General features: G+C 59.1%; 24 protein-coding genes and 1 pseudogene. 7 read left to right on the top strand and 18 right to left on the bottom strand.

What is annotated here, in order from left to right:
* Positions 1 to 2 precede the first annotated feature (2 nt).
* From ACK4TM_RS03580 to ACK4TM_RS03565, 4 genes are all read left to right on the top strand, one after another.
* Positions 3 to 1,034, top strand: a complete 1,032-nt coding sequence (locus tag ACK4TM_RS03580) for a carbohydrate ABC transporter permease (RefSeq protein ID WP_409696832.1) — start codon at positions 3 to 5, stop codon at positions 1,032 to 1,034.
* Positions 1,035 to 1,078: 44 nt separating this feature from the next.
* Positions 1,079 to 1,912, top strand: a complete 834-nt coding sequence (locus ACK4TM_RS03575) for a carbohydrate ABC transporter permease (RefSeq protein WP_409696838.1) — start codon at positions 1,079 to 1,081, stop codon at positions 1,910 to 1,912.
* 3 nt (positions 1,913 to 1,915) lie between these two features.
* Complete coding sequence (locus tag ACK4TM_RS03570; RefSeq protein ID WP_409696829.1) at positions 1,916 to 2,974, top strand: ABC transporter ATP-binding protein; 1,059 nt, start codon at positions 1,916 to 1,918, stop codon at positions 2,972 to 2,974.
* Between the two features lie 65 nt (positions 2,975 to 3,039).
* Entirely contained in the window at positions 3,040 to 4,044 is a 1,005-nt protein-coding gene (locus ACK4TM_RS03565; RefSeq protein WP_409696826.1) for a LacI family DNA-binding transcriptional regulator, read from the top strand.
* A gap of 58 nt (positions 4,045 to 4,102) precedes the next feature.
* Here the strand turns inward: ACK4TM_RS03565 and ACK4TM_RS03560 are convergent.
* The 5 genes and pseudogenes from ACK4TM_RS03560 to ACK4TM_RS03540 form a co-directional block, all read right to left on the bottom strand.
* A pseudogene (locus ACK4TM_RS03560) lies at positions 4,103 to 4,168 on the bottom strand (DUF2087 domain-containing protein); the annotation flags it as partial.
* Positions 4,169 to 4,310: 142 nt separating this feature from the next.
* Entirely contained in the window at positions 4,311 to 6,263 is a 1,953-nt protein-coding gene (locus ACK4TM_RS03555) for a serine hydrolase domain-containing protein (RefSeq protein WP_409696823.1), read from the bottom strand.
* Between the two features lie 28 nt (positions 6,264 to 6,291).
* Positions 6,292 to 6,840, bottom strand: coding sequence for a helix-turn-helix domain-containing protein (locus tag ACK4TM_RS03550; RefSeq protein ID WP_409696820.1), 549 nt, complete (start codon positions 6,838 to 6,840; stop codon positions 6,292 to 6,294).
* 296 nt (positions 6,841 to 7,136) lie between these two features.
* Positions 7,137 to 8,120, bottom strand: a complete 984-nt coding sequence (denD, locus tag ACK4TM_RS03545) for a D-erythronate dehydrogenase (protein WP_409696817.1) — start codon at positions 8,118 to 8,120, stop codon at positions 7,137 to 7,139.
* Positions 8,117 to 9,256 (bottom strand): fumarylacetoacetate hydrolase family protein, encoded by a 1,140-nt coding sequence (locus ACK4TM_RS03540; protein ID WP_409696814.1) that lies wholly within the window; start codon positions 9,254 to 9,256, stop codon positions 8,117 to 8,119. Before ACK4TM_RS03540 ends, denD begins: the two co-directional genes overlap by 4 nt.
* 173 nt (positions 9,257 to 9,429) lie before the next feature.
* Here ACK4TM_RS03540 and ACK4TM_RS03535 point away from each other — a divergent pair, with 173 nt between their 5' ends.
* Both ACK4TM_RS03535 and ACK4TM_RS03530 read left to right on the top strand, forming a co-directional pair.
* Entirely contained in the window at positions 9,430 to 9,567 is a 138-nt protein-coding gene (locus ACK4TM_RS03535) for an NAD(P)-binding domain-containing protein (protein WP_409696811.1), read from the top strand.
* Positions 9,564 to 10,301: an SDR family oxidoreductase gene (locus tag ACK4TM_RS03530; protein WP_409696808.1), complete on the top strand. Its 738-nt coding sequence runs from the start codon at positions 9,564 to 9,566 to the stop codon at positions 10,299 to 10,301. The genes ACK4TM_RS03535 and ACK4TM_RS03530 overlap by 4 nt, the downstream gene beginning before the upstream one ends.
* Positions 10,302 to 10,331: 30 nt before the next feature.
* Here ACK4TM_RS03530 and ACK4TM_RS03525 read toward each other — a convergent pair whose 3' ends face one another.
* The 5 genes from ACK4TM_RS03525 to ACK4TM_RS03505 form a co-directional block, all read right to left on the bottom strand.
* A complete protein-coding gene (locus ACK4TM_RS03525; RefSeq protein WP_409696805.1) occupies positions 10,332 to 12,113 on the bottom strand; it encodes an IlvD/Edd family dehydratase in 1,782 nt (593 codons plus the stop codon).
* Positions 12,110 to 13,009, bottom strand: coding sequence for a DMT family transporter (locus tag ACK4TM_RS03520; protein WP_409696802.1), 900 nt, complete (start codon positions 13,007 to 13,009; stop codon positions 12,110 to 12,112). Before ACK4TM_RS03520 ends, ACK4TM_RS03525 begins: the two co-directional genes overlap by 4 nt.
* A gap of 144 nt (positions 13,010 to 13,153) precedes the next feature.
* Positions 13,154 to 14,161 carry a DctP family TRAP transporter solute-binding subunit gene (locus ACK4TM_RS03515; protein WP_409696799.1) on the bottom strand — a complete coding sequence of 336 codons (1,008 nt, stop codon included), beginning with the start codon at positions 14,159 to 14,161 and terminating at the stop codon, positions 13,154 to 13,156.
* 42 nt (positions 14,162 to 14,203) lie between these two features.
* Positions 14,204 to 15,481: a TRAP transporter large permease subunit gene (locus ACK4TM_RS03510; RefSeq protein ID WP_409696796.1), complete on the bottom strand. Its 1,278-nt coding sequence runs from the start codon at positions 15,479 to 15,481 to the stop codon at positions 14,204 to 14,206.
* Positions 15,478 to 15,999 (bottom strand): TRAP transporter small permease, encoded by a 522-nt coding sequence (locus ACK4TM_RS03505; protein WP_409696793.1) that lies wholly within the window; start codon positions 15,997 to 15,999, stop codon positions 15,478 to 15,480. The genes ACK4TM_RS03510 and ACK4TM_RS03505 overlap by 4 nt, the downstream gene beginning before the upstream one ends.
* A gap of 223 nt (positions 16,000 to 16,222) precedes the next feature.
* Here ACK4TM_RS03505 and ACK4TM_RS03500 point away from each other — a divergent pair, with 223 nt between their 5' ends.
* Positions 16,223 to 17,245, top strand: a complete 1,023-nt coding sequence (locus ACK4TM_RS03500) for a LacI family DNA-binding transcriptional regulator (RefSeq protein ID WP_409696790.1) — start codon at positions 16,223 to 16,225, stop codon at positions 17,243 to 17,245.
* Between the two features lie 164 nt (positions 17,246 to 17,409).
* Here ACK4TM_RS03500 and ACK4TM_RS03495 read toward each other — a convergent pair whose 3' ends face one another.
* The 8 genes from ACK4TM_RS03495 to ACK4TM_RS03460 all read right to left on the bottom strand — a co-directional run bounded on the left by ACK4TM_RS03495 (position 17,410) and on the right by ACK4TM_RS03460 (position 26,054).
* Complete coding sequence (locus ACK4TM_RS03495) at positions 17,410 to 18,468, bottom strand: 4-oxalomesaconate tautomerase (protein ID WP_409696787.1); 1,059 nt, start codon at positions 18,466 to 18,468, stop codon at positions 17,410 to 17,412.
* Positions 18,461 to 19,132, bottom strand: coding sequence for a 4-carboxy-4-hydroxy-2-oxoadipate aldolase/oxaloacetate decarboxylase (locus ACK4TM_RS03490; protein ID WP_409696784.1), 672 nt, complete (start codon positions 19,130 to 19,132; stop codon positions 18,461 to 18,463). Before ACK4TM_RS03490 ends, ACK4TM_RS03495 begins: the two co-directional genes overlap by 8 nt.
* A gap of 147 nt (positions 19,133 to 19,279) precedes the next feature.
* Complete coding sequence (locus ACK4TM_RS03485; RefSeq protein WP_409696781.1) at positions 19,280 to 20,011, bottom strand: PIG-L deacetylase family protein; 732 nt, start codon at positions 20,009 to 20,011, stop codon at positions 19,280 to 19,282.
* A gap of 19 nt (positions 20,012 to 20,030) precedes the next feature.
* The gene (locus tag ACK4TM_RS03480; protein WP_409696778.1) at positions 20,031 to 20,906 is read right to left on the bottom strand and encodes an amidohydrolase family protein; all 876 of its coding nucleotides are present in this window, start codon (positions 20,904 to 20,906) and stop codon (positions 20,031 to 20,033) included.
* Positions 20,907 to 20,908: 2 nt separating this feature from the next.
* Entirely contained in the window at positions 20,909 to 22,852 is a 1,944-nt protein-coding gene (locus tag ACK4TM_RS03475) for a TRAP transporter permease (RefSeq protein WP_409696775.1), read from the bottom strand.
* Positions 22,853 to 22,865: 13 nt separating this feature from the next.
* Positions 22,866 to 23,801, bottom strand: coding sequence for a TAXI family TRAP transporter solute-binding subunit (locus ACK4TM_RS03470; protein ID WP_409696772.1), 936 nt, complete (start codon positions 23,799 to 23,801; stop codon positions 22,866 to 22,868).
* A 42-nt stretch (positions 23,802 to 23,843) separates the two neighbouring features.
* Positions 23,844 to 24,497: a TetR/AcrR family transcriptional regulator gene (locus ACK4TM_RS03465; RefSeq protein ID WP_409696769.1), complete on the bottom strand. Its 654-nt coding sequence runs from the start codon at positions 24,495 to 24,497 to the stop codon at positions 23,844 to 23,846.
* A gap of 648 nt (positions 24,498 to 25,145) precedes the next feature.
* On the bottom strand, positions 25,146 to 26,054 hold the full coding sequence (locus tag ACK4TM_RS03460) for a DUF1932 domain-containing protein (protein WP_409696766.1): 909 nt from the start codon (positions 26,052 to 26,054) through the stop codon (positions 25,146 to 25,148).
* Positions 26,055 to 26,064 lie beyond the last annotated feature (10 nt).

Genomic DNA, 26,064 nt, shown 5'->3' with positions numbered 1-26,064 from the left:
CCATGCGGCACAGGGATTTTGCGGCCTTCATCTGGCCTTCGGCGCTGGCGATGCTGTTGTTCATTGCCCTGCCGATCGTATCGGTGGCGATCCAGTCGCTTTATGTCGAACATGATCAAGTGCTGGTGACAGCGGAAAATTGCGGACCTTTCGGATGCACGCAGGAAACCCGCGTGGATACCACCGCGACCGCCGCAAAACGGGCAGAGGAACCTTTGGGGCGGTTCAATGGCCTTGGCACCTATACAAATCGCGCGCATCTGGCTGTTAACGAAGTCTCGACAATTCTGTCCGACAATCAGGGTTTCGGTGATACCGTGGCGCGGGTAATGAACCTGCCGTTCTACAAGGCGTTGGCCTTTACCTTGCTCTACACATTTCTGGTCACCCCTTTGGCGATGATCTTTGGCTTTGCGATTGCCCTTGGTGTGAACCGGATTTCGCGCAGCCTAAAAGGTGTTGTGATCTTCATCTCGCTTTTGCCCTATATCGTCACACCGCTGCTGGGGTCGCTGATCCTGTACTGGATGATCAATGCCGACGGGGTGATCGGGGCGACGCTGCAATTCATTTTCAACGATCCTGACCTGTCACTCAAGGCCAGCCCGACGCTCACCTGGGTCACGCTGATCGTCTATGGAACATGGCATATGGCGCCTTTCGCCTTTGTGGTTTTTTACGCCGGATTGCAGACGCTGCCCAAGGATACGCTGGAGTCCGCGATGATCGACGGCGCGAACCGTTGGGAACGTATCCGCTATGTGATCATGCCGCATCTGGCCCCGTTGGCAACCTTTGTCGGGCTGGTGCTATTGATGGATAATTTCCGGGTGTTCGAACCGATCATCGGCTTTTCGGCCGAGGCGCATGCCACTTCACTGTCATGGCTGATCTACAACGATCTGACCGGTCAGGTGAACCAGATGTATGGCTCTGCCGCCGCGACCTCGATCCTGACCATGCTGGGCGTTGTCATCCTGCTGACGCCGATCCTGATCCGGACATGGCGCGAGTTCAAAAGAAAGGCCCATTGATGTCGGAAAAAATAGGATATTCGCGCCCTGTCGCCATTGGGTCGATGCTGGTGCTTGGTGTCTGGCTGGTCCTGGCGGCCTTCCCGTTCATCTGGACGGTCTGGGGGTCGTTCAAGGTCGAAGCGGATTTTTTCAGCCGTGAATCGTTCTGGAATGCGATCACCGGCCCCGCAACGCAGCGCCAGACTGGCGGATCGTTTACGCTGGACGGCTATCGCGGCGCATGGGTGGAACGGGAATTCTACCTTGCCGCTTGGAATACTGTGATTGTGACCGTCTGTGTCACCACGATTTCGCTGTTTTTTGGCACCTTGGGTGGTTACGCGCTGTCGCGGTCCACGCGAAATTACACGTTCTGGATTCTGATCGCCGCTCTCGTTTTCCGCGCCATGCCACATATCACGCTGGTGTCGGGCTATCTGCTGCCGTTTTTTGAGATGAACATCTGGGGCCATCTGCCGACCGCGATCATCGTGCTGGTGGCAATCAACCAGCCGTTCACCTTGTGGATGCTGCACAGCTTTTTCAAATCCATCCCAAAGGATCTGGACGAAAGTGCCATGGTCGATGGATGCACGCGGTTCCAAGCGTTCCGTCTGGCGATCATGCCGGTGATGTGGCCGGGTGTCATCACCACGGGGTTGTTCAGCTTTCTTCTGGCCTACAACGACTTTTCGGTCACGGCGCTACTGCTGAACCAGTCCAATCAGACGATGGTTCCTAAGATCAACTCTTTCCTGGGCACGATCCAGACCGAAGGGTCGATCATGTTTGCGGTGGCCGCCACCGTTTCGGCAACCGTGCCTTTGTTCATCCTCGTAATGTTCTTCCAACGCCAGATCGTCAGCGGGCTGACCGCCGGCGCCGTCAAGGGGTAAACCATGGCCGAAATCCAAATGAAAAACGTCTGCAAACGCTGGGGCCGTGTGGTCGGCGTGCAGAATTTTGATCTGCATATCGCGGATCAGGAATTTCTGGTGCTGCTCGGCCCGTCAGGCTGCGGCAAGACCACGACAATGCGGATGATCGCAGGGCTGGAAGATGTCACAGAAGGCGAGATCGTGATCGGCGACCGGGTGGTGAACAATCTGGAACCGAAAGACCGCGATATCGCGATGGTGTTCCAAAGCTACGGGCTTTACCCCAATCTTTCGGTCTACGAAAATATCCGCTTTCCACTGAAAGTCCGCAAGATACCACAGGCCGAACATAAAGACCGCGTCATGCGTGCCGCCGAAATGGTCGATCTGACCGATCTTCTTGACCGGCGGCCAGCCGAATTGTCAGGCGGCCAACGTCAGCGCGTGGCGCTGGCCCGCGCCATCGTACGTGAACCAACGGTATTTTTGATGGATGAACCTTTGTCCAATCTGGATGCGAAGCTGCGTGTGTCCACGCGTGCCCAGATCAAGAATCTGCAATACCGGCTGAAAACCACCACGATCTATGTCACCCATGACCAGATCGAGGCGATGACACTGGCCGACCGCGTGGTGGTGATGAATGGTGGCGTGATCCAGCAGGTCGGCACGCCGACACAGATTTACGACAATCCGGCCAATACTTTCGTCGCGTCGTTCATCGGGTCGCCCGCTATGAATCTGGTCAGCGGACAGATCACTGGCGGCGTGTTCGAGGCGGAAAATATCCGTGTCGCGGGCTTTGATCCCGCCCATGACGGGCCTGTCACATTGGGCTTCCGGGCCGAGGATGTGGTGATCGGCGACAGCGGCGGCCAGATTGCCGCGCCGGTCTATGCGCTGGAACTTCTGGGCGATGCGTCGATGGTGGCGTTGCGTGTCGGGGGCGATCTGGTCAACCTCAAGGCGGGTAAGGAATATCGTGCCGATATCGGCGCGGTGATTCATGCCAGCCTGCAGGCGAGCACCTGCCATCTGTTCGATGCCACAACCGGGGCGCGTCTGACGGCGGATTGGTGATGTCTTGGCGTGACACTGCCTGTGCGGGCGGCTAGGTAAGGACGACGTAACCCTGCGGAGGCCAGATGAGCAGCAAGGCGGTCACTTCTGTCGATGTCGCCCGAAAGGCGGGTGTTAGCCAATCCGCCGTGTCGCGTTTTTTCACTCCGGGGGCATCGGTATCAGCCAAGATGGCCGACAAGATCCGCATCGCGGCGGACGAACTGGGCTATCGTCCCAACGTGCTCGCGCGCGCGATGATCACCGGCAAAAGCCGGATCATCGGGTTGGTGGTTTATTACTTCGAAAACCAGTTCTACCCCGAAGCGGTGGAAAAGCTGTCCGTCGCCTTGCAGGAAAACGGCTATCATGTCCTGTTGTTCATGGCAGCATCCACTGTGGGTGATGTGGAACCTGTGGTGCAGGAAATACTGGATTACCGGGTGGACGGGATCATCATGGTGTCGGTCTCGGTTTCGTCAACCCTGTCGGACCGTTGCCGCGAAATGGGCATCCCCGTGATGCTATTCAACCGTGACCAGCCAGGCGACCGGCTGCGCGCAGTCACCAGCGACAATTACGAAGGCGGGCGCATGGCGGCGCGGTTGTTGTTGCGCGGCAGGCCAAAACGGATCGCGCATCTGGCCGGGTTTTCCGGCGCCTCCACCCAGATTGACCGCGAGGCGGGATTTTTAGACGCACTGGGCGACGCGGGCACTGGCCTGCACGCCCGTGCCGAAGGCAATTTTCATTATGCCGATGCCGCCGACGCCACACGGCAATTGTTCGATGTGGCCGATCCGCCCGATGCGCTGTTCGTAACCGATGATCATATGGCCATGGCAGCGCTGGACGTGATCCGGCACGAGTTTCAACTGCGGGTGCCCGACGAAGTGGCGGTTGTCGGTTTCGACGATCTGCCGCAGGCGGCGTGGCCATCGTTCAACCTGTCAACGATCCGCCAACCGATCAACCAGATGGTTTCAGCAGCGGTGGCCGAACTGATCGCGGCGATCGAAGGGGCGGTTGATGTCCGCAAGATACGGATACCGCCGACTCCGATCGTGCGCGGCACGACACGGCCCGAATAAAGTCGATGAGGTTGTTTGTGTCTGTGGGCGGCTTCTGCTCCACCGGACGATAGTCGGAGCCGTCCTGATGTCTGCTCATCAACCCGCAAGAGATCATCGTCCGCCGCACAGTCGCCGCATCCTTGAATGTATGTTCAGTGTGCTCGACAAGCTCGCCTTTGCGCTATTGCGAACGATACTGGGGAGGTGTTTTATATCGATTACCTGGTGCAGAGACGAATGAGGGGATTACCTTCAGACGGTGAGTGCAGATCGATTTCATCCCGTCAATAATTCAGTGTCGCGGCAAACAGCCCCGCGCTGTAGATGCTCCAGAGGATGCCGAACACGGCAAGACAATAGACCACTGACCATACCTTTGCCGTCAGGGGTGCCGTAGCTCTCCAAGTCGCTCCGACATTCCAGACAGGCGAAACGATCGCAATACAGGAAAGGAGGGTGCCCCAGTGCAGTGCGCGCAACCATGGGTCCAACGAAGCTGAAAACCGGCTCAGATCAGCCAAAGCATAAGCAAAAAGCCAGATCCAGAACCCCGTCAGCATAAGGACAGCAACACCAGATACCATTGCCGCGATACGGCTCCACCGCAGGGCCGGGGACCGGTGAACCTTGACCAGGTAATAACGACGGAACACTGCATTGGTTGCCCAGCCTACCAGCGTCAGTCCAATGACGACCATAGAGATGAAAAGCACTGGCGTCAGCACGGCAATGGATTTTACCCATGGGACTCGCCTGAATTCCATGATGGAGGAGAACGGCTCCATCACGAAACCTGTCACGTGACCGTCTTTCCGCGTGACCACAAGACGTTCGCCCCCATCCACGGCCTGCCAGATCCACGGCTCTACTTCGCGCCAACGCTTCGGTTCACCAGCAAGCCCGGGGAGGACGGTTGCCAGAAGTTCTCCATCCTGGTTCATGGAAACCTGCGTCTGACCAAGGATATAAAAGGCATCAAGGAAATTTCCGCCGCTAGTCCTGGAAGTGTCATAGGTGCCGATAACATCGCTGCCATGCGCAACAGCGGTGTCGAGCGCCAAAGGAACCTCCGGCGGCGGGCCGATGTAACGTCTCGCGAAGCCTTCCAGCAGCGCCTGCCTGAGTTGGTGACTCGCGGCGCCTGTTCCGTTTGAGTTCAGCGCGATGTAATATCCGAGGCCCTGCTCAGGAAAGATTTGGAGATCGGAGTGGAAATACTGGGTGTCACCACCGTGGCCGATGATGCGGGTATTTCCCCAGTGTTGCTCCAGAAAACCCAACGTCATGCCATCTAGACCAGGATAGTCCGCTGCAGCAGTGGTATGCATGAGGCGAAGCGTTTCGGGAGTCAGGCCAGGCACGTCTCCGGCCAGATGTGCCATGATGAAACGTGCCATGTCATCGCCTGAACTGGATAATGCCCCCGCCGGAGACGGCACAACGACCTCGAAGCGCATGAGGGTGCCGGTCGACGCGCGATCATACCCGGAGGAAAGCCGCCCGGAGAGTTCCTGTGGCAATGGTTGACGAAAAGTCGACGCATCCATGCCTAAGGGGCCAAATATTTCACGCTCGACATATGTCTCAAACGAAAGGCCGGAAACCCGTGACACGATATACCCTGCAAGAGCGGTCCCGTAATTCGAATAGGCCGCAGCGTCGCCTGGGGGCGTCAGCGCGACTGGCACGTTCTCACGAAGGTATTGTTCAAGAGGGACGCCATTTCCAATATCACCGATCATGGATTTGAGCACCTCACTGAACCCGGCCCGGTGGGTCATGAGATCCCGCATGGTTACCGGGCGCCCGATGCTGGGCACCGAGAAATCGATGTAGTTCTGCACATCTTCGTCCAGATCGATCTTGCCGTCTTCGACAAGCTGCATGACCGCCGTCCAGGTAAAAAGCTTGGAAACCGATCCCGCCCGAAACAGGGTCCGACCCGGATGAACGGGGGCACCAGACGCGATGTCCGACACGCCATAACCCTTGGTCAGGAGAGCGCCATCGCGGGAGGTCACGGCGACAACGGCACCGGCAATGTCGGCTGAAGCGAGCGCATAAGGGAGAAAACCGTCAAGCCAGGCTTCGAGATCTTCGGGTGTCGGCGCCGCCGTGGTGTAGGAAGCGGTGAAATCGGGACGCGTTGTCATTTGCGCGCTACCAGGTGCGCCGAAGGTCAGTGACGCCACGGTACAGGCGACAAGAGCGTATATTCGGCTTGATCGAACATTCATTTGATTGGTCCTTGAATGACGACATGCGTCATGTTTCGCCCTCGGACGTCCCTGCAGAAATCCGGGGAATGAGGGTAGAGCTGAATATGCGGAGGCTGCGATCACCGGTGGGTGGGTTAGCCTGCAGGCGGTCAAGGTTGTGTCCCATGTTATCCGTGAACGCGGCTATTTCCGCGGCCGTCGCCCAGAAAGGTATCTGATGAAAATGAACCTGATCACGAGCGAGATTGATGTCGCCAGATGATGTGTAGCGCTCAAAATCTGCGATCATGCCGGCGCAAAATGCAATGAAAGTCGCGTTCAGTTCGTGAGGCTTCAACGACCCAAGAGCGTCATAGCCGAGAGAAACCAGCTTATCGGACAGGCAATAAGACTTTTCGACGGTGCCGCGCACCTTGGTGGTGTCATTGACAACGAGAATGCCGCTTTCGGTAAGCCGAGCAACCTGCCTGTAAAGCGATGCGATCGGTATATCCGGTAGCAGCGCATGCAACTGCGCGGTCGTCAGCCCGTCTTCACCAAGAAGCATCTGAACGATCCTGAGCCGGACCGGATGAAGAATCTCTGCAATGTCCATAAACAATATCAATATTGATAATGATGGCGTTTGTATAGGTTGGAATGTCCCATCAGATGTTGCTCGTCATCCGCAGATTTCTGATTAGTTAGGGTATAGTGACATGGTCCTCGCCAGGTAGAGGATGATCGCGAAGAACGGGCACGGCCTGCTGTGTCGCGATTTATGAGATCAGATCGCCGAAGTCGCCCCGGCTTGATCGGTGGTGATCGCCGATACCCAGGCGGAACCGAAAATGCCGTCTTCTTGGCCGTGTTATCGCGCGCAATGTTGAAACGCTGCGCCGCCTGCCGCCGCTATGGTAGCTGACTTTCGCGCTGCCGTTCTATGTCGTCTGCCAGATAGTAGCGCACGTTATCCTCGAAGCTTTCGTCAGCCTCTAAACCGAGCGCCAGCGCCTTGGCTGGATCGTAGTCGAAACGCCAGCCTGCCACGATATCACGTATCGCAGGATCGTCTTCGAACCGGATGAGCTTGGCGGGTTCCGGGCCGACGACGGATGTCATTGCTGCGATCATCTGGCGAATCGTGAGCGTACGCCCCGGCATTGTCATGGTGCGGTTCTCTCCAAGCTCTTCGGCGTCGATTTCTGCACCACGGACGAGGTTCCGGATGCAGAGACGCGGGCTCAGATAGTAATGCGTGAAATCGGGGGCCACTGGGCAGATGGCTTCTTCGCCGTTTAAAGGTTCGCGGATGATCGACGACATGAAAGAAGACGCGGCGCGGTTCGGGCGACCGGGACGCACCGAGATCGTGGGCAGGCGCAGCGAACGGCCATTGACGAAACCACGGCGCGCATAGTCGTTGACCAGCAACTCGCCGATCGCTTTTTGCGTACCATAGGAGGTCTGAGGATTGGGAACCGTCCAGTCGCGGATCGGGTCGGGCACGTCACCACCGAAGACAGCAAGCGACGAGGTGAAGAGAAGGACCGGCGCGTTTTGCTGGCTGCGCGCGGCTTCCAGCACGTTCAGCACGCCATGCAGATTGACCTGCATGCCGACATCGAACTCTGCCTCGGCATGGGATGAGACCACGGCAGCGAGAAGAAAGATTACATCGAACCGCGCGGCCAGAAGGCTGTCCACCGCCGCGCGGTCGGTGATGTCGCAACTGGCGGTCTTTACAGCAAAAGGAGCGTCGCACGGCGCTGGCGCAACAATGTCGGCCAGCGTCAGCCCGACGATCTCGCGGTCACGCAGCTTGCCTTGCGTGGCCAGTTCACGGACCAGCTTTTGGCCCAGAAAGCCGCCGCCGCCAATGATCAGGATATTCACGTCAGCAATCCCCGCTTTGCCAGATTGCGCATCAATGCGCCCGTGCCGAAGGTCCATTCCGGACAGGTCGTCGAAAGCTGCACGGTATTGCGCAGACTTCCAAGCCGGTCCTCTGAAATCGTCACGACATCGCCTGGCTTATGCGTAAACCCCTGGCCGGGGGTGTCGCGGTCCTGCACCGGGGCAAAGAGCGTCCCGAGGAAAAGCAGTAATCCATCGGGATATTGGTGATGCCGCCCGATGGTCTGTGCGACGATGTCACTCGGATCGCGGCTGATCTTCGCCATCGAGGACCGGCCTTCCAGCACAAAGCCGTCCTTGCCCGTCACATTGAGCGACAGTTCGGCGCGGCGCATATCATCGACGGTGTAGTGGTCGTCGAACAGGCGGATGAACGGCCCGATGGCGCAGGAGGCGTTGTTGTCTTTCGCCTTGCCCAGCAAAAGCGCCGAGCGTCCCTCGACATCGCGCAGGTTGACATCATTGCCAAGCGTGGCACCCCGGATGCGGCCACGGCTGTCCACGGCAAGCACGATTTCGGGTTCGGGGTTGTTCCAGTTTGATATCGGGTGCAACCCGACGCTGGCACCCCATCCAACCGAGCCCATTGGCTGACATTTGGTGAAGACCTCGGCATCCGGGCCGATACCGACCTCCAGATATTGCGACCAGAGACCTTCCTTTTGCAGCACCGCCTTGACCTGCATCGCCTTTTCGGAACCGGGCACGATCCCCGCGAGGCTATCGCCGATCACGCCTTGCACCCGCAGCCTGATGTCCTGCGCGCGGTCGGCATTGCCCGCCGCCTGTTCCTCGATGACTCGCTCGACCATGCTCTCGGCAAAGGTCACGCCGGCAGCCTTAATCGCCTGAAGGTCGGCGGGCGCGAGGATATGCGGGGTGCCGGGCGCTTCGGTAGAGGCGCTCGCAATCGCGTCGAGCGATCCGATATCGGTGCCATCGGCGTTTTGCACATAGGCGACAAGGTCATCGCGTTCCAACAGATCGCGCATCGTCGGCACCTCGCGCGAGGTGATGTCGATCACGCGGCCATTGCGCAGAGTGACGACAGCGGGGCCGTCGGCGGTCTGAACGCGGCCGATCAGCAGGGCGTGGGAATGGTCATTTGGTAACATGTTAGCGCCTTTCTTCGTGGCTTTGTTCCTGTGGCAGAGGCCTGCCCGGATTTGCGGAATGGGTTTGATTTCCCGCAAGCACGACGTGGGCCTGCGCTTGTCCTTCGTTGCAATTGGTATAGCATTCACGTGTAGAAACAAGGCGGTCATCAGACCGGAAGGGCGGGATGAACATGGCAGATGTCCGGAAAATAGGCTTCATCGGCTTGGGTTGGATGGGGCAGGGGATGGCGTCGAACCTGATGCAGGCGGGGCATGCGCTACCCGACACGCGCGACCTGCCGTTCCACAATCACGAAAGCATAACATGACCAAATCGATTCTGATCACCGGCGCAGGCAGCGGCATCGGACGCGCCACGGCCCGGCATTTTCTAAACGCAGGCTGGCGCGTGGCTCTGACCGGGCGGCGCGAGGACGCCTTGCACGAAACTGCGGCGGCTCAAGCCGCAGCGTTGGTCGTGCCGTGCGACGTGACGAGGGAGGCGGCTGTGGACGCGCTTTTTGCGCGTATCGCGGATGAATGGGACCGGCTCGATGTGGTTTTCAACAACGCAGGCACCAATGTCAAAGGCCGGCCCATTGACGAAATCACCGTCGCCGAATGGCAGCAGGTTTGCGACGTCAACATCACTGGGATGTTCCTTGTCGCGCGCGGTGCCTTCGGATTAATGCGACGCCAAAGCCCGCGGGGTGGACGGATCATCAACAACGGATCGATCTCGGCGCATGTGCCGCGCCCCGGCTCGGCCCCCTATACGATGTCCAAACATGCGGTCACCGGGCTGACGCGGACTCTCTCGCTTGACGGCCGCGCGTTCGATATTGCCTGCGGGCAGATCGATATCGGCAACGCGCTTACCGATATGGCGGTGGCGATGACCCAAGGTGTGCCGCAAGCCGATGGGTCAATGGCGGTCGAGCCGGTGATCGACGTGGCTCATGTGGCCGATGCAGTCATGCATATGGCGTCCCTGCCACCCGACGCGAATATCCAGTTCATGAACGTCATGGCAACGAAGATGCCCTTTATCGGACGCGGTTGAAGCGCCGATAAAGGGCTGCGATTTGGTTGCTCAATGATTGTCGCGCGGCACCCCTTTTGATGTCGCGATGCGCTGGTACGCGACGGCGGGCTTCAGAACTGCACCGCTGCCAAGCTGATCGACCAGCCCGCGCTGGATTTCCTGCCAAGGGGTCTGGTGGGCCGGATAAGGGTAGCCGCCCTGCGCCTCAAGTTCGGTGCGACGCTGGCGGAGCTCAGCGTCATCAATCAACATGTCGGCGCTGCCGGTGTTCAGATCGATGCGCACGCGATCACCTGTCCGGATCAAGGCCAGCCCGCCGCCAGCAGCAGCTTCGGGCGAGGCGTTCAGTATCGAGGGAGAGCCTGACGTGCCTGACTGGCGTCCGTCGCCGATGCAGGGCAGCGCATGGATGCCACGTTTGATGAGATAATCGGGCGGACGCATATTGACGACTTCGGCAGCACCCGGATACCCGATTGGCCCGGCACCCCGCATGAAAAGCAGGGTGAATTCGTCGATGGCGAGCGCCGGATCGTCGATCCTTTTGTGATAATCCTCGGGGCCGTCGAAGACCACGGCCTTACCCTCGAATGCGTTGGGATCGTCGGGATTGGACAGGTAGCGATCACGAAACTCGGGCGAGATGACCGAGGTTTTCATGATGGCATTGTCGAACAGATTGCCTGAAAGGACGATGAAACCGGCATCGGTGGTCAGAGGCGTCTCGAAAGGTCTGATGACATCCGGGTCGAGAGTGGGGGTCGCGCGGCAGTTTTCGCCGATGGTCTGGCCATTCGCTGTCGGGGCATCCTCGTAAATCAACCCTTTCTTCATCAGTTCGTTCACAACGGCAGGCACGCCACCGGCGCGGTGGTAATCCTCGCCCAGATATTCCCCCGCGGGTTGAAGATTGACCAGAAGCGGGACGTGGTGACCATGCGTCTGCCAATCCTCGATCTGAAGATCGATGCCGGTATGGCGGGCGATGGCGTTGATGTGGACGGGCGCATTGGTCGAGCCACCGATGGCGGAATTGACGACGATGGCGTTGAGGAAATTCTCGCGCGTCAGAATATCGGAGGGTTTGAGGTCTTCATGCACCATGTCGACGATGCGTTTGCCCGTGCGCCACGCGATGGCCGCGCGGTCCTTGTGCGGGGCAGGAATGGCGGCAGACCCCGGAAGCTGCATGCCGAGCGCCTCTGCGAGTGAGTTCATTGTTGTCGCCGTGCCCATCGTGTTGCAATAGCCCACAGACGGTGCGGAGGACGCGACGAGTTCGATGAACTCTTCATAGCCGATCTCACCGGCAGCCATCATTTCGCGGGCTTTCCAGATGATCGTGCCCGAACCGGTGCGCTGCCCCTTGAACCAGCCATTGAGCATCGGACCGACTGACAGGGCAATCGCCGGGATATCGACGGTTGCTGCACCCATGAGCATGGCCGGCGTCGTCTTGTCGCAACCGATTGTCAAAACCACGCCATCAAGGGGATAGCCGTAAAGCACCTCCACCAACCCGAGATAGGCAAGGTTGCGGTCAAGGCCTGCAGTGGGACGTTTCCCCGTTTCCTGAATCGGGTGAACCGGAAATTCGAAAGCGATGCCGCCTGCCTCGCGGATACCTTCGCGGACGCGTTCAGCCAGAATGATGTGGTGACGATTGCAGGGGGAAAGATCGGACCCGGTTTGCGCGATACCGATGATCGGCTTGCCTGACTGGAGTTCTTCGCGTGTGATCCCGTAGTTCATGTAGCGCTCCAGATAGAGCGCGGTCATGTCCGGGTTTTCGGGATTGTCGAACCATGCACGCGAGCGCAGCTTTTTCATAGGGTTTCTCCAGTTTCAGATGTTGATGCCGCCGGAACAGCGCCACGGTTGGTCCGCTGTTCGCGAAGGTAGATGATAAAGCTCGACGTGAGAATGAAGGCGGCCCCAACCAGCGTCAGCAGACCCGGCAGTTCGTTGAAGAACAGATAACCGAGAATAATCGCCCAGGGCAGCAGCGTATACTGCAACGGGGCGACGGTGGCGGCATCGGCGAGCTTTACCGCGCGGTTGACGCAGATATGGGCGAACATAGCCACGACACCCAGAGCGCCGAGCAGCATGAAGTCGGGCATGGTTGGATTGACCCAGCCGAAGGGGGCGAAAATCAGTCCCGCGACAAGTGCGCCCGCAATCTGGAAGAACACAAGCGTCATGTCAGGCGTGCCGCGCAGGGTGCGCCCGGTGACAACCATGAGCGCAAAGGCCAGCGTGCCGATGACGGCAAAGACAATGGCGACGGGTTCCACTTCGCCCGACGGGGTCAGCGCGATAAGCACACCGATGAACCCGAGCCCTATGGCGGCCCACCGCACGGGGCCGACCTTCTCTTTCAGCAAAAACGGCGACAGCGCTGCGACATAGATTGGTGCGGCCAGCCAATAGGTCATGACATCGGCCAGAGGCAGATAATAGACCGCCCAGTAAAAACAGAAGACTTCGGCAGTGGAAAACACGACGCGGACGAACTGTAGCAAAGGGCGTTCTGCCGAGAGGATCGGTTTCACGCCGGCCTTCCAGAGAAATGGCAGCAGGATCACCAGCGCGACAGCCGACCGCAGCAGCAATACCTGACCGACGGAATAGGTCGCGACCAGCCATTTTCCCATCGCGTCATTCAGCGAAAAGAGGAACATGGCGAGCAGCATCACGAGCACACCCATGCGGGTGGGTGACATGGTGGAGAAAGCGCTACGGATCACAATTCACCTTCCATTGGCCGCGCCGCAATGTCTTGGCGGCTGTAATCTGCATGCGGCAGTCCTGACAGCGTCAGCAAAACGGCCGGGCCCGCCCCCGCCCTTCGTCGTCGGACAGAAAGCTTACTGACCGCGAATTTCGGCGAGTTCAGTCATCACGCGTTCGATCACATCGGCACCTATTGAATCCGCACTGCGGTCATAGACACCCGCAACGGCTTCGCGGATCTGGGCCATGGCATCTTCCGAGATATCGTTGACTTCGAGACCGGCCTCCATGATCCGCTGCAGCGATTCATCCGAAAGCGAACGGCTGGCATCGCGCTGGACGTCGCGCCCGACAATCGCGCAGTCGAGCAGAATCTGCTGCTCTTGCTCGGAATACCGGTCGAAGATCGGCTTCGAGAACAGAACCATGAACGGCGTATAGGCGTGACGTGTGTTAGAGACGTAATCCTGTACTTCATAAAAACGCGACGTGTCGATTGTCACATAGGGATTTTCCTGTGCGTCGATGGCACCGGTTTCCAATGCCGTGAACACTTCTCCGAAGGCCATCGGCGTGGCGTTGGCGCCAAGTGTCTGGAACGTGTCGAGGAAGATGTTGTTCTGCATGACGCGCACCCGCATCCCGGTGAAATCCTCCAGGCTCGCCACCGGGCGCAGTGAATTCGACAGGTTGCGGAAACCGTTCTCCCAATAGGCCAGATTGATGAGATTATGCTCGGGCATCATATCGGCCATATACTGACCGAATTCGCCGTCGAGCAGGGCATCCGCCTCGGCCTCGTCCGAGATGAGGAAGGGCAGATCGAACACACCGAGAGCCGGTTCGATGGCGACCAGCGGCGACGTCGAGGACACGACCATTTCAAGTGTTCCCGAACGCAGCGACTGCGCCGATTGCAGATCGTCACCCAGTGCCGAACTCCAGAACGCATTGATTGTCCATGCATTGTCCGTCGCCTCGTTGATGCATTCGGTCATCGCTGCCACGCCATCCCCAACGGGGTGATCCTCGGCGATGCCGTTGGCAATGCGGATGGTCCGCTCGGAAATTTCGGCATTGGCTGGTATCGCCACGCTCAGTGCAAGAATGGCAGCCGTTGAGGTTGTGATATAGGTCTTCATAGAAAACTCCTCCCATATTGGGTTTTCAAGGGTGGTACCGTATCAACGCAGCCAGTTCAGCGGCGTGATGACGATTTCGGGGAACAGCACAAGCAGCACCAGAACAATGACTTGGGACAGGATGAACGGCAGGACTCCGCGTATGACCTTGCCCATAGGCACCCGCGAGACACCGCTGACGACATTGAGAACAACGCCAACAGGCGGGGTGATCAGAGAGATGCAGGCCGACATCACGAACATGATGCCGAAATAGACTGGATCGATCTCGGCAGCGCGGATCATCGGCATAAGAACCGGCGCGAAGATCAGGATGGTCGGCGCGAGATCAAGAACCATGCCAACGATCAGCAGCAGGATCACAATGCAGAGCATAAGCAGCTTTGGCCGGTCGATGAAGGGCTGCACGAGGCCGATCAACTGGTTCGGAATATTGGCCGAGGTGATCAGCCATGAGGTGACAAGCGCCGCTGCCACGAGGAACATTACGATGGCGGTGGTCTTTGCTGCCGTGACGAAGACGCGGTACAGCTTGGACCATGTGAGTTCGCGGTAGATGACGCCGCCGACGAAAAGCGCATAGACGGCCGCAACCACTGCGGCCTCTGTTGGGGTGAAAAGCCCGAACCGGATACCGGACAGGATAATGACCGGCATGAAAAGCGCCCAGATTGCGGCGCCGCCAGCTTTCATGCGTTCCTTGCCCGATCTCCGGGGCAGCGTCGCGACCTTTTCGCTACGTGTGACGAAGCCCCACATGATCGCGAGAGAAATCGCCATCATCAGACCCGGAACGATTCCACCCAGAAACAGGCCGGTGATCGAGACGTTCGCGGCAACACCGAAGATGATATAGGCGAGCGAGGGCGGAATAACCGGGGCGACGATACCGCCAGCGGCCATAAGACCGGCAGCGCGTGGCACGTTATAACCCGCATCGCGCATCATCGGCACGAGGATCGCCGCGAGCGCTGCGGAATCTGCGGCCGCCGAGCCGGACATCGAGGCCATGATGACCGCTGCCATCACTGCAACAAATCCCAGCCCGCCCCGGATATGGCCGACGCAGGTGACGGCGAAATGGACAATCCGGCGCGACAGCCCGCCCGCATTCATGAGCTCGCCCGCGAGAAGAAAGAACGGGATCGCCAGAAGCGTAAAGGAGTTGGCGCCAGTGATCATCTGCTGCGCGATGATCTGGGTGTCGAAGATGCCCATATAGGACATCAGCACGATGCCCGTGGTCAGTAGCGCGAAGGCGACCGGCAGCCCGACTGCCAGACCGATAAAGAGCGAGCCCAAAAAGACGAGGATAATCATACAGCGCGATCTCCGGCTTTTTCGTCTTCATACTCGCCCACGAAACGGGCGATTTCGCTATCCGCGACGCGACCGGTGACGATCTCGAAAATGCGGAAAACCGCGATAATTCCGATGCCCAGAGACGTGAAATAGCCAATGCCGTAGACCCAGATCATCGACATGCCGACGACCGCTGCAGTCATTGACGCGTTGATCGGGTGCTGCACATAGGTGCCGTGGAAAAACACCACCGCCGTCATCAGAATGATGAGGTTTGTGATCACCATGCAAACCAGTCTGCCCCGACGACCCAAGAGCCGCACAACGGTTTCGACACCGATGTGACCATGATCCTTGAAGGCCAGCACAGCACCCACGAAGGTCAGCCAGACGAAGAAATAGCGGCTCATCTCTTCGGAGTAGTTCAGTCCGCTGTTGAACCCATACCGCAGCACGACATTGGTCGCGACCATGACAACCATGCCGAACAAAAGGGCAGCAAGGACGAACTCAACGAGCCCGACGATGAGATTCATGGCGCGGTTCATGAGCGGATCACCCCGCCCATGCAAAAGCTTGCAGATTGGACATGTTCAGGCCTCCTCCCAAAGGCGCGCCATCGTCGTTGGCGCTGCGAACTCTGTCAGCATAGCGGCGAATTTCGTGACGCGCCGAGCGTTATTATAGACAATACTTAAATGATAGCGTATATCATTGTCAACGATAGCTTTTGGCTGTTCGTGTGTTCCGAGAGACTTTATGTCAGCAAAATACGATAAATATAAGGCTGTTACGTTAAAAGATGTCGCTGCTACTGCCGATGTTAGCGTTATCACTGCATCACGCGCCCTGCGAACCCCCGACATTGTGTCGGAAAAGGTGCGATTGCGGGTAGAGCAGGCTGTCAGCACCCTGGGCTACAGGCCCAATCTGGCCGCGCGAGCGTTGGCTTCCTCAACAACGTCAACGATTGGTGTGCTGATTCCTTCGGTGACAAACCTCGTATTTGCAGAAGTGATGCGCGGGATCTATGACGCGGTTGAAAACACGCCAAATCAGGTTCAACTCGGCAATACCCGCTATACCAATCGCAAAGAAGAAGAGCTGCTGCGCGTGTTTGCAGCGCAGCGCCCCATGGGGCTGATTGTGTCCGGCATCGACCATTCCGAGACGGCGCGCGGCTTGCTGAATAGTTTCACATGTCCGGTCGTTCAGATCATGGATATCGGACCCGACCCCATCGACATGATGATCGGTTTTGACCATCGCGAGGGTGGACGCGCCGCTGTGCGGCATCTGCTTGCCAAGGGCTACCGGCGTATTGGTTTCATTGGCGCGCGCATGGACCCACGTGCGCAAAGACGCCTGGATGGCTATAGCGACATTCTTCAAGCCGAGGGCCTATATGACGAGACGCTGATCCTGACTTCGCCCCAGCCGTCTTCAGTGATGCGCGGAAGCGAGATGTTCGTCGATTTTCTGGAGAGGGCTCCTGATGCCGACGCGGTCTTTTTCAACAATGATGACATGGCTTTGGGCGCGTTGTTCGAATGTCAACGCCGCCGCATTCGGGTGCCGCAGGATTTTGGCATCATGGGATATAATGATCTCGACTATGCCGCCGCCAGCGCACCGACCATTTCCACGATCCGTACACTTCGTTATGAGATGGGGCGTCGCGCTGTCGAGATGGTCATTGCCACCTCACAGGGGGCACGACCAGACCCAGCTGTCGTGAATGTGGGGTATGAACTCAAAGCGCGGCAGAGCACGGCCAGGTGACCCTGGATTGCGCTTAAGTCGGTGCGTTCGGTCAAGGTTCTGGTCGCGTATGGCTTTGCCTTCGGTTCCCTTGCGTTCGATAGGACCGGAACCGTTTACCAATCGGCGACGGTGCCATCGGCTGCATTGAGGAACGTCGCCCGTTTATCTCCGCCAGCGCATGATTATGTTCTTGGGAACACGTAGCCATCGAACAATTTTCGCGTCGTCCGCAGGGTGCCTGCACGCTGCACCTGACCTGCGGCATCGCGTTCCAGCACGACCTCTGCCGCGCCGGTCGGGTGCGCAATGACAAAGGTGTCCCCGTCCGGAAGATGTGCCAGATCGGCGGCGGGCGATCCGGGCAGGGCGCAGGCGGTCGCTACGCTGACCGCGGCAAAGACCCCGATTGTTGCATGACAGCGATGCGGAATAAACGACCGGGTGTTGATCGTGGCGGTGGCAGACGCCGACACCAGCGTCATCTTGGGCACGCTTTTATCGGTCACGTCGCCCAGGTTCATCAGCGGCCCGGCTTGCAGGCGGATTGCTTCCAACCGGGACTTCAGGGCTGTGTCCGCATCAAGCGTGGCGCGATCCTCGTCGCCCGTGATACCCAGATCGCGGGCGGCCATGACGACGCAGGGCATGCCATTGTCGATCAAGGTGCAGGCGATGCCGTCGATCATGTCCACGGCGTTGCCTGTCGGCAGCAGTGCGCCGCACATTGACCCGGCAGTGTTTTCGAACATCAGCGGCACTGCCGCGTGGCAACCCGGCACACCGTCGATCCGCGCAGCACCGTCATAACAGACCCGGCCCCGTGGCGTTTGAATGACGGCGGTCGCCACCTCACCTGTGTTCAGCATGTGGATGCGGACCTGCGTTTCTTCATGCTGTGTCTCGACCAGCCCCCGTTCGATTGCGAAGGGTCCGACGCCTGCCAGTATATTGCCGCAGGCCTGTGCATCGCTGACGAGCGGTTGATCGACAAAGACCTGCAGGAACAGGTAATCGACGTCCGCGTCGTCCCGGCGCGACGGTGACAGGATCGCCACCTTGGAGGTTAATGGGTCCGCCCCGCCGATGCCGTCGATCTGTGTTGCATCGGGGGACCCCATGATCCGCAGCAACAGGTCGTCCCGTGCGGCGATATCATACGGCAGGTCGCTGGCCAGAAAGTATGCGCCCTTGGACGTGCCGCCGCGCATCCACATGCAAGGGATGCCGCTTGACTCAGACATACTTCAGGCCCTTTTCTGCCAGCCGCGACCGCATGTCATATATATCGAGGCCAAGTTCGCCATCCGCTAGCCGCTTGCGCTTGGCGTCTTCTAACGCCAACCGAGCCTGCGCCTTCTCGTTGACCGCAGCGGCATCTGCGCGTTTCACGACGACGACGCCGTCATCATCGGCCACGATCACATCACCTGCTGCGATCGCCTGCCCGCCGCAGACGATAGGCACGTTGACGGACCCGATGGTTTCCTTGACCGTGCCGGCGACGCTGATCGCGCGCGACCAGACCGGAAAACCCATCTGCGTGAGGTCGCGCACATCGCGCACGCCTGCGTCGATCACCAGCCCGCGACATCCCCGCGCCTGCGCTGAGGTCGCCAGAAGATCGCCAAAATATCCCATGTCGCAGGGTGAGGTCGGCGCGAGGACAAGGATATCGCCGTCGCGTAACTGTTCGATAGCAACATGGATCATCCAGTTGTCCCCCGGGGGCGCGCTGATCGTGACGGCGGAACCAGCGATCTGTGCACCGGTGTAGATCGGGCGCAGGCTGGACGACATACAGCCGCTGCGCCCCTGCGCCTCGTGGACCGTCGCCGCCCCGGCCTGCCCCAATGCAGCAATGATTTCCGCGTCGGCGCGGATGATATTTTGCACGACCTTTGCCATGTCAGTCTCCTATAATCGGCGTAGTGCCGAGGGTGTGAAATTCGTCGATGATCTATGGGCCTCAGGCTGCGTCGACAGCGTCAGACCGTAGACGCGGGTAAATAAGTAAGCCTTCATTAAAGGCCTCTCCATGGCCGAAACGGGCAATTACAGGCTGTCCACGGTGCGCGGAAAAATGCTCTGGAAACCTTCGGCGTATTTGCAGTCACGTCCGCCGGATTGGCCGCCGGAGTTGCGTTTGAAATGGTTGGCACGTTGCTGGGCTGTGCGGGTGTAGTACTCCCATAGGTGCTCCTGCCCCTGCATGCATTCGATTGCTGCGCGTTTGCGATCCCAGACTGAAGTAATGTCGAGGAAGGTGTCCGGTTTCCATCCCATCTGTTCGCTCTGATGCGGTTCAAACAAGTAAAGCTGGGGCGCGCCCAACACCTTCTGCCCCGGATTGTGGCCCCAGGCTTGTGCGATCATGCGGCATTCCAGAACGGCGTTTGTCGTGTTCATGTGGTCGGTGTTGTAGGGGTCATATTGGCTGTGGCTCAGCATGAAAGACGGCTGAACATCGCGGATCACATCGACGATACGCGCCTTGTTTTCTCGGCTGAAATCCAGCGGGTAATCCCCCATGTCCAGTGTGACCAGATCGTGAACCCCCAGGGCCTTGGCCGCCGCTTCTGCCTCAGCGTGGCGGGCATCCTTGACCTTTTGCAGGGTCATGCCCTCTTGCTTCCACAGCTTGGCGCTTTCGCCGCGTTCCCCGTAGGACAGGCATAGTACCGTAACGTTGACGCCCTGTTGCTGGTGCAGGGCAATGGCCCCACCACAGCGCCAAACGAAGTCAGCCGCATGGGCGGAAATGACGAGCGCGGTTCTTTCCGACATTGTGATGTCTCCTGTTTCTCTAAATCGTTTCGGGCCAGTAAAGGCGGGACGGGTTGGTGACGAGAAGCTTTTTCAGCAACTCTTCGGTCGGTGCGATCTGCGTCAACAGATCCACCAAGGCACCGTCGTCGGGCATGTTCTTCTTAATATTGGGATGGGGCCAGTCGGTGCCCCAAAGCACGCGATCCTCAAACCGGGTGACAAGGGTGCGGGCAAAGGGGACTGCGTCGGCGTAGGGGGGGCCAGACTTGGTGATCCGCTCCGCCCCGCTGACCTTGACCCAGAACCGGTCATCTTCCATCAGATCCAGCAGCATCTTGAACGGTGCCTGATCGACACCTCGTGATGCATCCGGGCGGCCCATGTGGTCGATCACCAAGGGGACCGGCAGGGTTTTAAGAAGGGGTGCGAGGACTTCGAGGCGGTCCGCCTCAAAATGCACGACTGCGTGCCAGCCCAAGGGGGCGATGCGGGCTGCAAGTTCCCGCACCGCATCGGTATCGGCGTCCTGTCCCAGGTGGGTAACGAAGTTGAATCGGATACCGCGGACACCGCCATCGTGCAGGCGCTGAAGTTCGGCGTCAGATACGTCGCGCGCCACCATGCCGACCCCCCGACAGGTGCCGTTTGACCGCGCGATGGCATCAAGCATGGCTGCGTTGTCAGTGCCGTGGCAACTGGCCTGCACAAGAACCGTGCGATCAAGGCCCAGCTTTTCGTGCAGGTCCACAAGTGTGGACCACGGCGCATCAACGGGCGTGTAGGTCCGCTGTGGCGCGAAGGGAAAATCCGCAGCCGGGCCAAAGACGTGACAATGCGCATCGCAGGCACCGGTAGGCAAGTTCAGCGCCGGGATCGACGGGGACGGGTGAAAAGGCAGATTTTCGTTTGCCATGATTAGTCCTTTTGCGTGGCAGATAGGCCGGTGAGAGGTGGCGTCGCCCAGAAACGGAGGGTCAATGCCACCAGTCCAGCTAAGCCGATCAGGCGGGCCGCCAATGTGACGGGGTCGATTGCCGTGACGGCGCTTGGCCAGAGAACCAGAAGTGACGCCACGATGAGGCCAAGTCGTTCGAGCCCTGCCAGCGGCCTGACGAACCAGCCGGCAAAGGCAACGGTGAGGCCAGAAACGCCGATGACCGCTAGGATTGCCGACAGCGTGACATCCAGCCCCGAACCCACCATCACCAGGCCCGGCATCGTCACGAACAGGAACGGAATGAACAGTTTCACGAAACCCAGACGGACAGCCTCGAACGCGGTGGCATTGGGGTCGCCGCCAGAGATCGACGCGGCGGCATAGGCGGCCAGCGCGACTGGTGGTGTGATGGCTGACACAAGGCCATAATAGAAGATGAACATGTGCGACACGATCGGTTCCAACCCAAGCCGGGTCAAGGCAGGGGCAACCAGCACCGCCAGCAGCAGGTAAGCCGCTGAGGTGGGCAGCCCCATCCCCAACACGAACGACACCGCTGCTGTCAAAAGCAGGATCGCGATCATGCTCGATCCGCCAAGTTCGACAATCAGACCCGACAGCATCAGGCCCAGCCCGGTCAGGTTCAGCACCCCGATCACGGCGCCGGCCGCCGCGACCGCCGCGACAATCGGCATGGTTGCAAGCAGCGTATCACGGCAAACGAGAACCAGTCCGACCAGACCGATCCGCGTGTCCTTGCGCCAAGGTGAAATCAGCAGGCCAATGATCAGACATTTGACGGCCGCGCGGGTGGGCGAGTCGCCACTGATCAGAAAGCCAATCAGCCCGATCAGCGGCAACAGCAGATAGCCGCGCGTGGCAAGTGTGCGCCACAAAAGTGCCAGCCCGGCATCCATGTCAGGCTTCAGCCCCAGACGCCCGGCTTCGAGCCGGACCGAGACCATCAGGGCCAGTACGTAAAGCAGCCCCGGTATCAACGCTGCAAGGGCGATCGTCCCATAGGGCACCCCGATGATTTCGGCCATCAGAAAGGCAGCCGCGCCCATGACCGGTGGCAAAATTTGTCCGGCGGAAGACGCCGCCGCCTCAATGGCACCGGCCGTATTGGCGGAATAGCCGGACCTTTTCATCAGTGGGATCGTAAAGGTGCCGGTGGTCACCACGTTGGCCACCGCCGAGCCATTGATCGTGCCCAGCATCGTCGATGACAGAGCCGCCGAAAGGCCGGGCCCACCCACCATGCGGCCGGTCAGGCCACGGGCGATATCGACAAAGACCTCGCCGGTGCCAATCTTCATCAAAAGACCGCCCAACAGCGAGAAAAGAAAGATGTATTCGACGGCAACGCCCATCGGCACCCCGAATACCCCCTCGGTCGAGAGCATCAACGTCGAGGTCAGCCGCCGCAGGTCATAGCCGCCGTGGCCGTACTGGCCGGGTATCATATAGCCGAACCAGGCATATATAAGGGCGATCGTCATCAGGATTACCAAAGGCAAACCCAAGGACATCCGCACAAGCACGAAGACGACGGCCATCAGGCCGATAAAGATCGGCAGATCAGGCGACGTCGCCATCGCACCGCGCATGACGATGTCGACATAACTTTGTTCGATATGAAATCCCGGCACCAGGGCGACAATGGCCAGCGCATAGCACATGAACCGTACCCAGTTCCGCTGTGCCCGCAGACCCAGCGCCAGAAGCCCGGCGCAGGCGACCATCGAAAAGAATACTGCCCGCAGTATCAGCGCCGTGATCAGGCCAAAATACGCGCCATAGATGACCAGCGCGGTCACAAGCACGGCAAGACCCGCGTAGAGAAGGGAGACGATTACCGTCTCCCTCTGCCCACGGTTGGCGTCACGGACAAGCCACATATTTTCCAGACTGCGGGCCATGTTCTGATCCGTTCTAGTTAGAAGACTGCGCATCGAAGTAGGCTTGCGCGCCTTCGTGCAGCGGGATCGGCGTGTTGGGCGCGTCAGCGGCGTTTATCGCGGCGGCCTGCGGATGAACCTGGCTCAGCTCTTCCAGATTGTCGAAGATCGTGGCGGTCAGCGCCTCGACCTGTGCCGGATCAGCGTTTGCATTCACGAAAAGCGTCGCCGGATCGTTGACGACAAACACGGCCTCGGTCTGGTCGGGATAGGTGCCGGCCGGGATGCTGTAAGGCTGATAGAAAGGGTATTCTTCGAACATTCCCGCAATCGCGGTTTCGTCCAGCGACAAAAGCACCATGTCGTCCTGCGCATCGAGATCGATCAGCGCCGCTGTCGGTGCGCCGGCCAGCACGACCGTCGCGTCGACCGTGCCATTGGTCAGGGCCGCCACACCTTCGGTGTAGGACAGAAACTCGACCTTGCTGGCATCGAAGACACCGTAAGCTTCCAGCAGACGCTGGCCCAGAACGGCGGCGTTAGATCCCGGTGGGCCGAGGTTGATACGCTTGCCGTCCAGACCCTCAAAGGACGTGATGCCTGTGCCTGCGGTGGTCGCGACCTGCAGAACCGCGGGATAGAGGTACGCCATTCCAGCGACGGGCTGCGCGCCGTCCGCAAATGGGCCAATGCCCTCGGCCGCTTCGAACAGCGTCGAGGCCGATGAAAAGCCGAAGGTCATCTGATCGGCTGCAACCCGTCGGATGTTCTCGACTGACGCACCGGTCACTTCCGCACGGGCTGTGGTGCCGTCCAGATGCTTGTTGATGACATCGGCGATGCCGGCTCCGATGACGTAGAACAGGCCGCCGGTGCCTCCGGTGCCGATGGAAACGCGCTCCTGCGCGAGGGTCGGGGCAGCAAGGCCGGTTGTCACAGCGGCGGCGGCCAGGATGAGTTTGATAGTCAAGTGTCGTTCCTCCCTTGGTTTAGTTAGTGATCTGTTGTCGGTTCAGGCTTCGCGCGGCGGTGTCAGCGCAATAAGGCTGGCGTGGGTCGCGCTAACGAGGGCATCAATGGCCGCGCCGTGGTCGGCGCCGCTGGCGTGTCCGTCCGAAAGCCGGTCAATCCGCTCGGGGTTGATCAGCGTGTAATACAATGCGCCAAGCAGGAACTGGCTGCGCCAAACGATATCCTCGCGGTCAGCGCCCGGGAGACAGCCTGCGATGGCGTCAAGAAACGCGCGGGTCGTGTCGTCGAAGGATTCAGCGATGATGCGACGCGCTTCGAGATCGCCTTCTGCAGACATGACCGCCCGCAAACGGGTGAACCGGGCACCATCGCCCGTCGTGGCTGAGGACGTGAAAGCAGGCAGCAAATAGGCGCGCAAAATGGCTGTAAGACGGGCCGACAAATCATCCGTGCGGAGCGCCTCGCCCAGCAGCTCTCGCCGTCGTGCGTTCATCGGTTCGGTATGGCGGGCATAGATCGCAGCCAGCAGGCCGATGCGGTCGGTAAAGTGGTAGCCGATACTAGAGACGGAAACTGCAGCTTCCCGCGCTATTTCACGCAGCGACACCGCGCCAAAGCCACGTTGAGCGAAAAGCCTCTCAGCCGCTTGCAGAATTGCCTCTGCCGTTCCCAGATTTCGGTCCGATTTCCCCACCGTGAACCCTCCCTGATTCGAGCACCTACATACGCTTGTACAGAAAATTATTCTATGTGTCTATATTTTCGAACACTTGTACGAATTTCGCAAAACCTCTGTGTTGTTGACTTCCAACGCGAGCGTGAAGCCATCCCCGCGCAAGAGGCAGACTCTCACACCCGGAGCAGGGACGTGGGTCCGATGATGTCGTGGTCTGGCCTGTCGCTGACATGCGTCAAGGACGCTTATGAGATGGGCATATCGGAATTACAGCGCCAGCATCATGTCGGCAGCCAAGCGCTGATCACGGACCGAAGCATGTCCCCAAAGGACCTACTTACCGAGCGGAGTGAAGATCAGGCACGGACGTCAAAAATTCTTTTTCCCCGCTTCGGCGGGATCAGTCTTTTTGTGCAAAATGACTTGACCGGGAAAGACCCGTTACCGAAGTCCTGAGCACAAAGCCGTCCTGTATTTTGACAGCGTGCCGACATAAGCCGTCAATTTGAAATGCATGCAGTCCAGCAGCTTGCCTCGTGTGCTGCTCGAAAACAGATCAGGACGGTTCTGTTACGGGAACGAAGTAAACGGCCCAGAAATACTACGAAGGCAGGAGCTTCTTCGAGGATCATTTGCTGACCAAACCAGTCCGGCGTCTGGACCGGATTATCTGCCTGGTGGATGGTCCGTTATAAGCCGCGATAAAATCACATCTGCCCGCGCGTAAAGATCATCTTTACCCGGATCAGCGGCGATGGCGGCAACCAAGGCTTGCCACTGGGCCGCGGCGGCAGACATGCGACCGCCCAGGCCCAGTTCCTGCACTGTCAGGGCGACTTCTTCCATCTCGGCGGCACGGCGGGCCCCGTGGACCATCATGCGTTCCAGATTATAGCTGCCGCGTTTGCGCCATTGAATATCGGGGTCTGATGCTTCCAGCGAACCGATGACCGCGTCTTCTACACCGGCCTGACGCGCAGCAAGAAAACATTCGGCAGTCAACGCTTCCATCCCTTTGATCATCACCGACCGCAGCATTTTGATAGAGGAGGCCTGACCGATCCGATCGCCGACAATCTGTGGCTTCATGTCCAGCGCGAGCAAGGCCTGCTCTGCTGCGTGGGCATGAGGGCCGGATATCAGCAAAGGGACGTGATGCTGTTTTGGATAGACAGGTGCCATAACGGCAACATCGACATAACGCCCGCCCGCTTTCTGGATCACATCGGATGCGGCCCTTTTTGTGCCGGGTGAACAGGAATTACAGTCGAACCACAAAACGCCCTGTGCGATGCCCGGGGCCGCAGCCTCGGCCGCGACAAGGGCTTGATCTGCCGTGACAACGCTGAATACCTTTTGCGCCCCGCCGACGGCCTGACGTGCTGTCGCGGCGCCAGTGACGCCGTGCGCCGTCATCCTGTCTTGTATTGCCGCCGCACTGTCCGGGTGGTTGCTTTTGATATCAAAGGCGCAGACCGTCATTAGCTGGCTTTTATCCCAGCCGGACAGAAAGGCGGTGGCGGCTTCACCGAAGCCGATGAATGCCAAAGCATTGTGTATGTTGCTGGATGTCATGATTTTATGC

Origin of the sequence: Yoonia sp., assembly GCF_046292185.1 — a bacterium.
In the GTDB taxonomy this organism is placed as follows: Bacteria; Pseudomonadota; Alphaproteobacteria; order Rhodobacterales; family Rhodobacteraceae; genus Yoonia.
Note: the sequence above shows the minus strand (reverse complement) of the source record. Positions and strands in the feature narration are given on the sequence as shown.

Excerpts from the sequence above, each read along its gene's own strand:
- ACK4TM_RS03495 (WP_409696787.1), bottom strand. The coding sequence starts at position 18,468 with ATGTCTGAGTCAAGCGGCATCCCTTGCATGTGGATGCGCGGCGGCACG.
- ACK4TM_RS03535 (WP_409696811.1), top strand. The coding sequence starts at position 9,430 with ATGGCAGATGTCCGGAAAATAGGCTTCATCGGCTTGGGTTGGATGGGG.
- ACK4TM_RS03540 (WP_409696814.1), bottom strand. The coding sequence starts at position 9,256 with ATGTTACCAAATGACCATTCCCACGCCCTGCTGATCGGCCGCGTTCAG.
- ACK4TM_RS03575 (WP_409696838.1), top strand. The coding sequence starts at position 1,079 with ATGCTGGTGCTTGGTGTCTGGCTGGTCCTGGCGGCCTTCCCGTTCATC.
- ACK4TM_RS03510 (WP_409696796.1), bottom strand. The coding sequence starts at position 15,481 with ATGATTATCCTCGTCTTTTTGGGCTCGCTCTTTATCGGTCTGGCAGTC.
- ACK4TM_RS03570 (WP_409696829.1), top strand. The coding sequence starts at position 1,916 with ATGGCCGAAATCCAAATGAAAAACGTCTGCAAACGCTGGGGCCGTGTG.
- ACK4TM_RS03485 (WP_409696781.1), bottom strand. The coding sequence starts at position 20,011 with ATGTCGGAAAGAACCGCGCTCGTCATTTCCGCCCATGCGGCTGACTTC.
- ACK4TM_RS03490 (WP_409696784.1), bottom strand. The coding sequence starts at position 19,132 with ATGGCAAAGGTCGTGCAAAATATCATCCGCGCCGACGCGGAAATCATT.
- ACK4TM_RS03580 (WP_409696832.1), top strand. The coding sequence starts at position 3 with ATGCGGCACAGGGATTTTGCGGCCTTCATCTGGCCTTCGGCGCTGGCG.
- ACK4TM_RS03550 (WP_409696820.1), bottom strand. The coding sequence starts at position 6,840 with ATGGACATTGCAGAGATTCTTCATCCGGTCCGGCTCAGGATCGTTCAG.
- ACK4TM_RS03460 (WP_409696766.1), bottom strand. The coding sequence starts at position 26,054 with ATGACATCCAGCAACATACACAATGCTTTGGCATTCATCGGCTTCGGT.
- ACK4TM_RS03475 (WP_409696775.1), bottom strand. The coding sequence starts at position 22,852 with ATGGCCCGCAGTCTGGAAAATATGTGGCTTGTCCGTGACGCCAACCGT.
- ACK4TM_RS03555 (WP_409696823.1), bottom strand. The coding sequence starts at position 6,263 with ATGAATGTTCGATCAAGCCGAATATACGCTCTTGTCGCCTGTACCGTG.
- ACK4TM_RS03520 (WP_409696802.1), bottom strand. The coding sequence starts at position 13,009 with ATGTCACCCACCCGCATGGGTGTGCTCGTGATGCTGCTCGCCATGTTC.
- ACK4TM_RS03530 (WP_409696808.1), top strand. The coding sequence starts at position 9,564 with ATGACCAAATCGATTCTGATCACCGGCGCAGGCAGCGGCATCGGACGC.
- ACK4TM_RS03565 (WP_409696826.1), top strand. The coding sequence starts at position 3,040 with ATGAGCAGCAAGGCGGTCACTTCTGTCGATGTCGCCCGAAAGGCGGGT.
- ACK4TM_RS03525 (WP_409696805.1), bottom strand. The coding sequence starts at position 12,113 with ATGAAAAAGCTGCGCTCGCGTGCATGGTTCGACAATCCCGAAAACCCG.
- ACK4TM_RS03480 (WP_409696778.1), bottom strand. The coding sequence starts at position 20,906 with ATGGCAAACGAAAATCTGCCTTTTCACCCGTCCCCGTCGATCCCGGCG.
- ACK4TM_RS03505 (WP_409696793.1), bottom strand. The coding sequence starts at position 15,999 with ATGAATCTCATCGTCGGGCTCGTTGAGTTCGTCCTTGCTGCCCTTTTG.
- ACK4TM_RS03500 (WP_409696790.1), top strand. The coding sequence starts at position 16,223 with ATGTCAGCAAAATACGATAAATATAAGGCTGTTACGTTAAAAGATGTC.
- ACK4TM_RS03515 (WP_409696799.1), bottom strand. The coding sequence starts at position 14,161 with ATGAAGACCTATATCACAACCTCAACGGCTGCCATTCTTGCACTGAGC.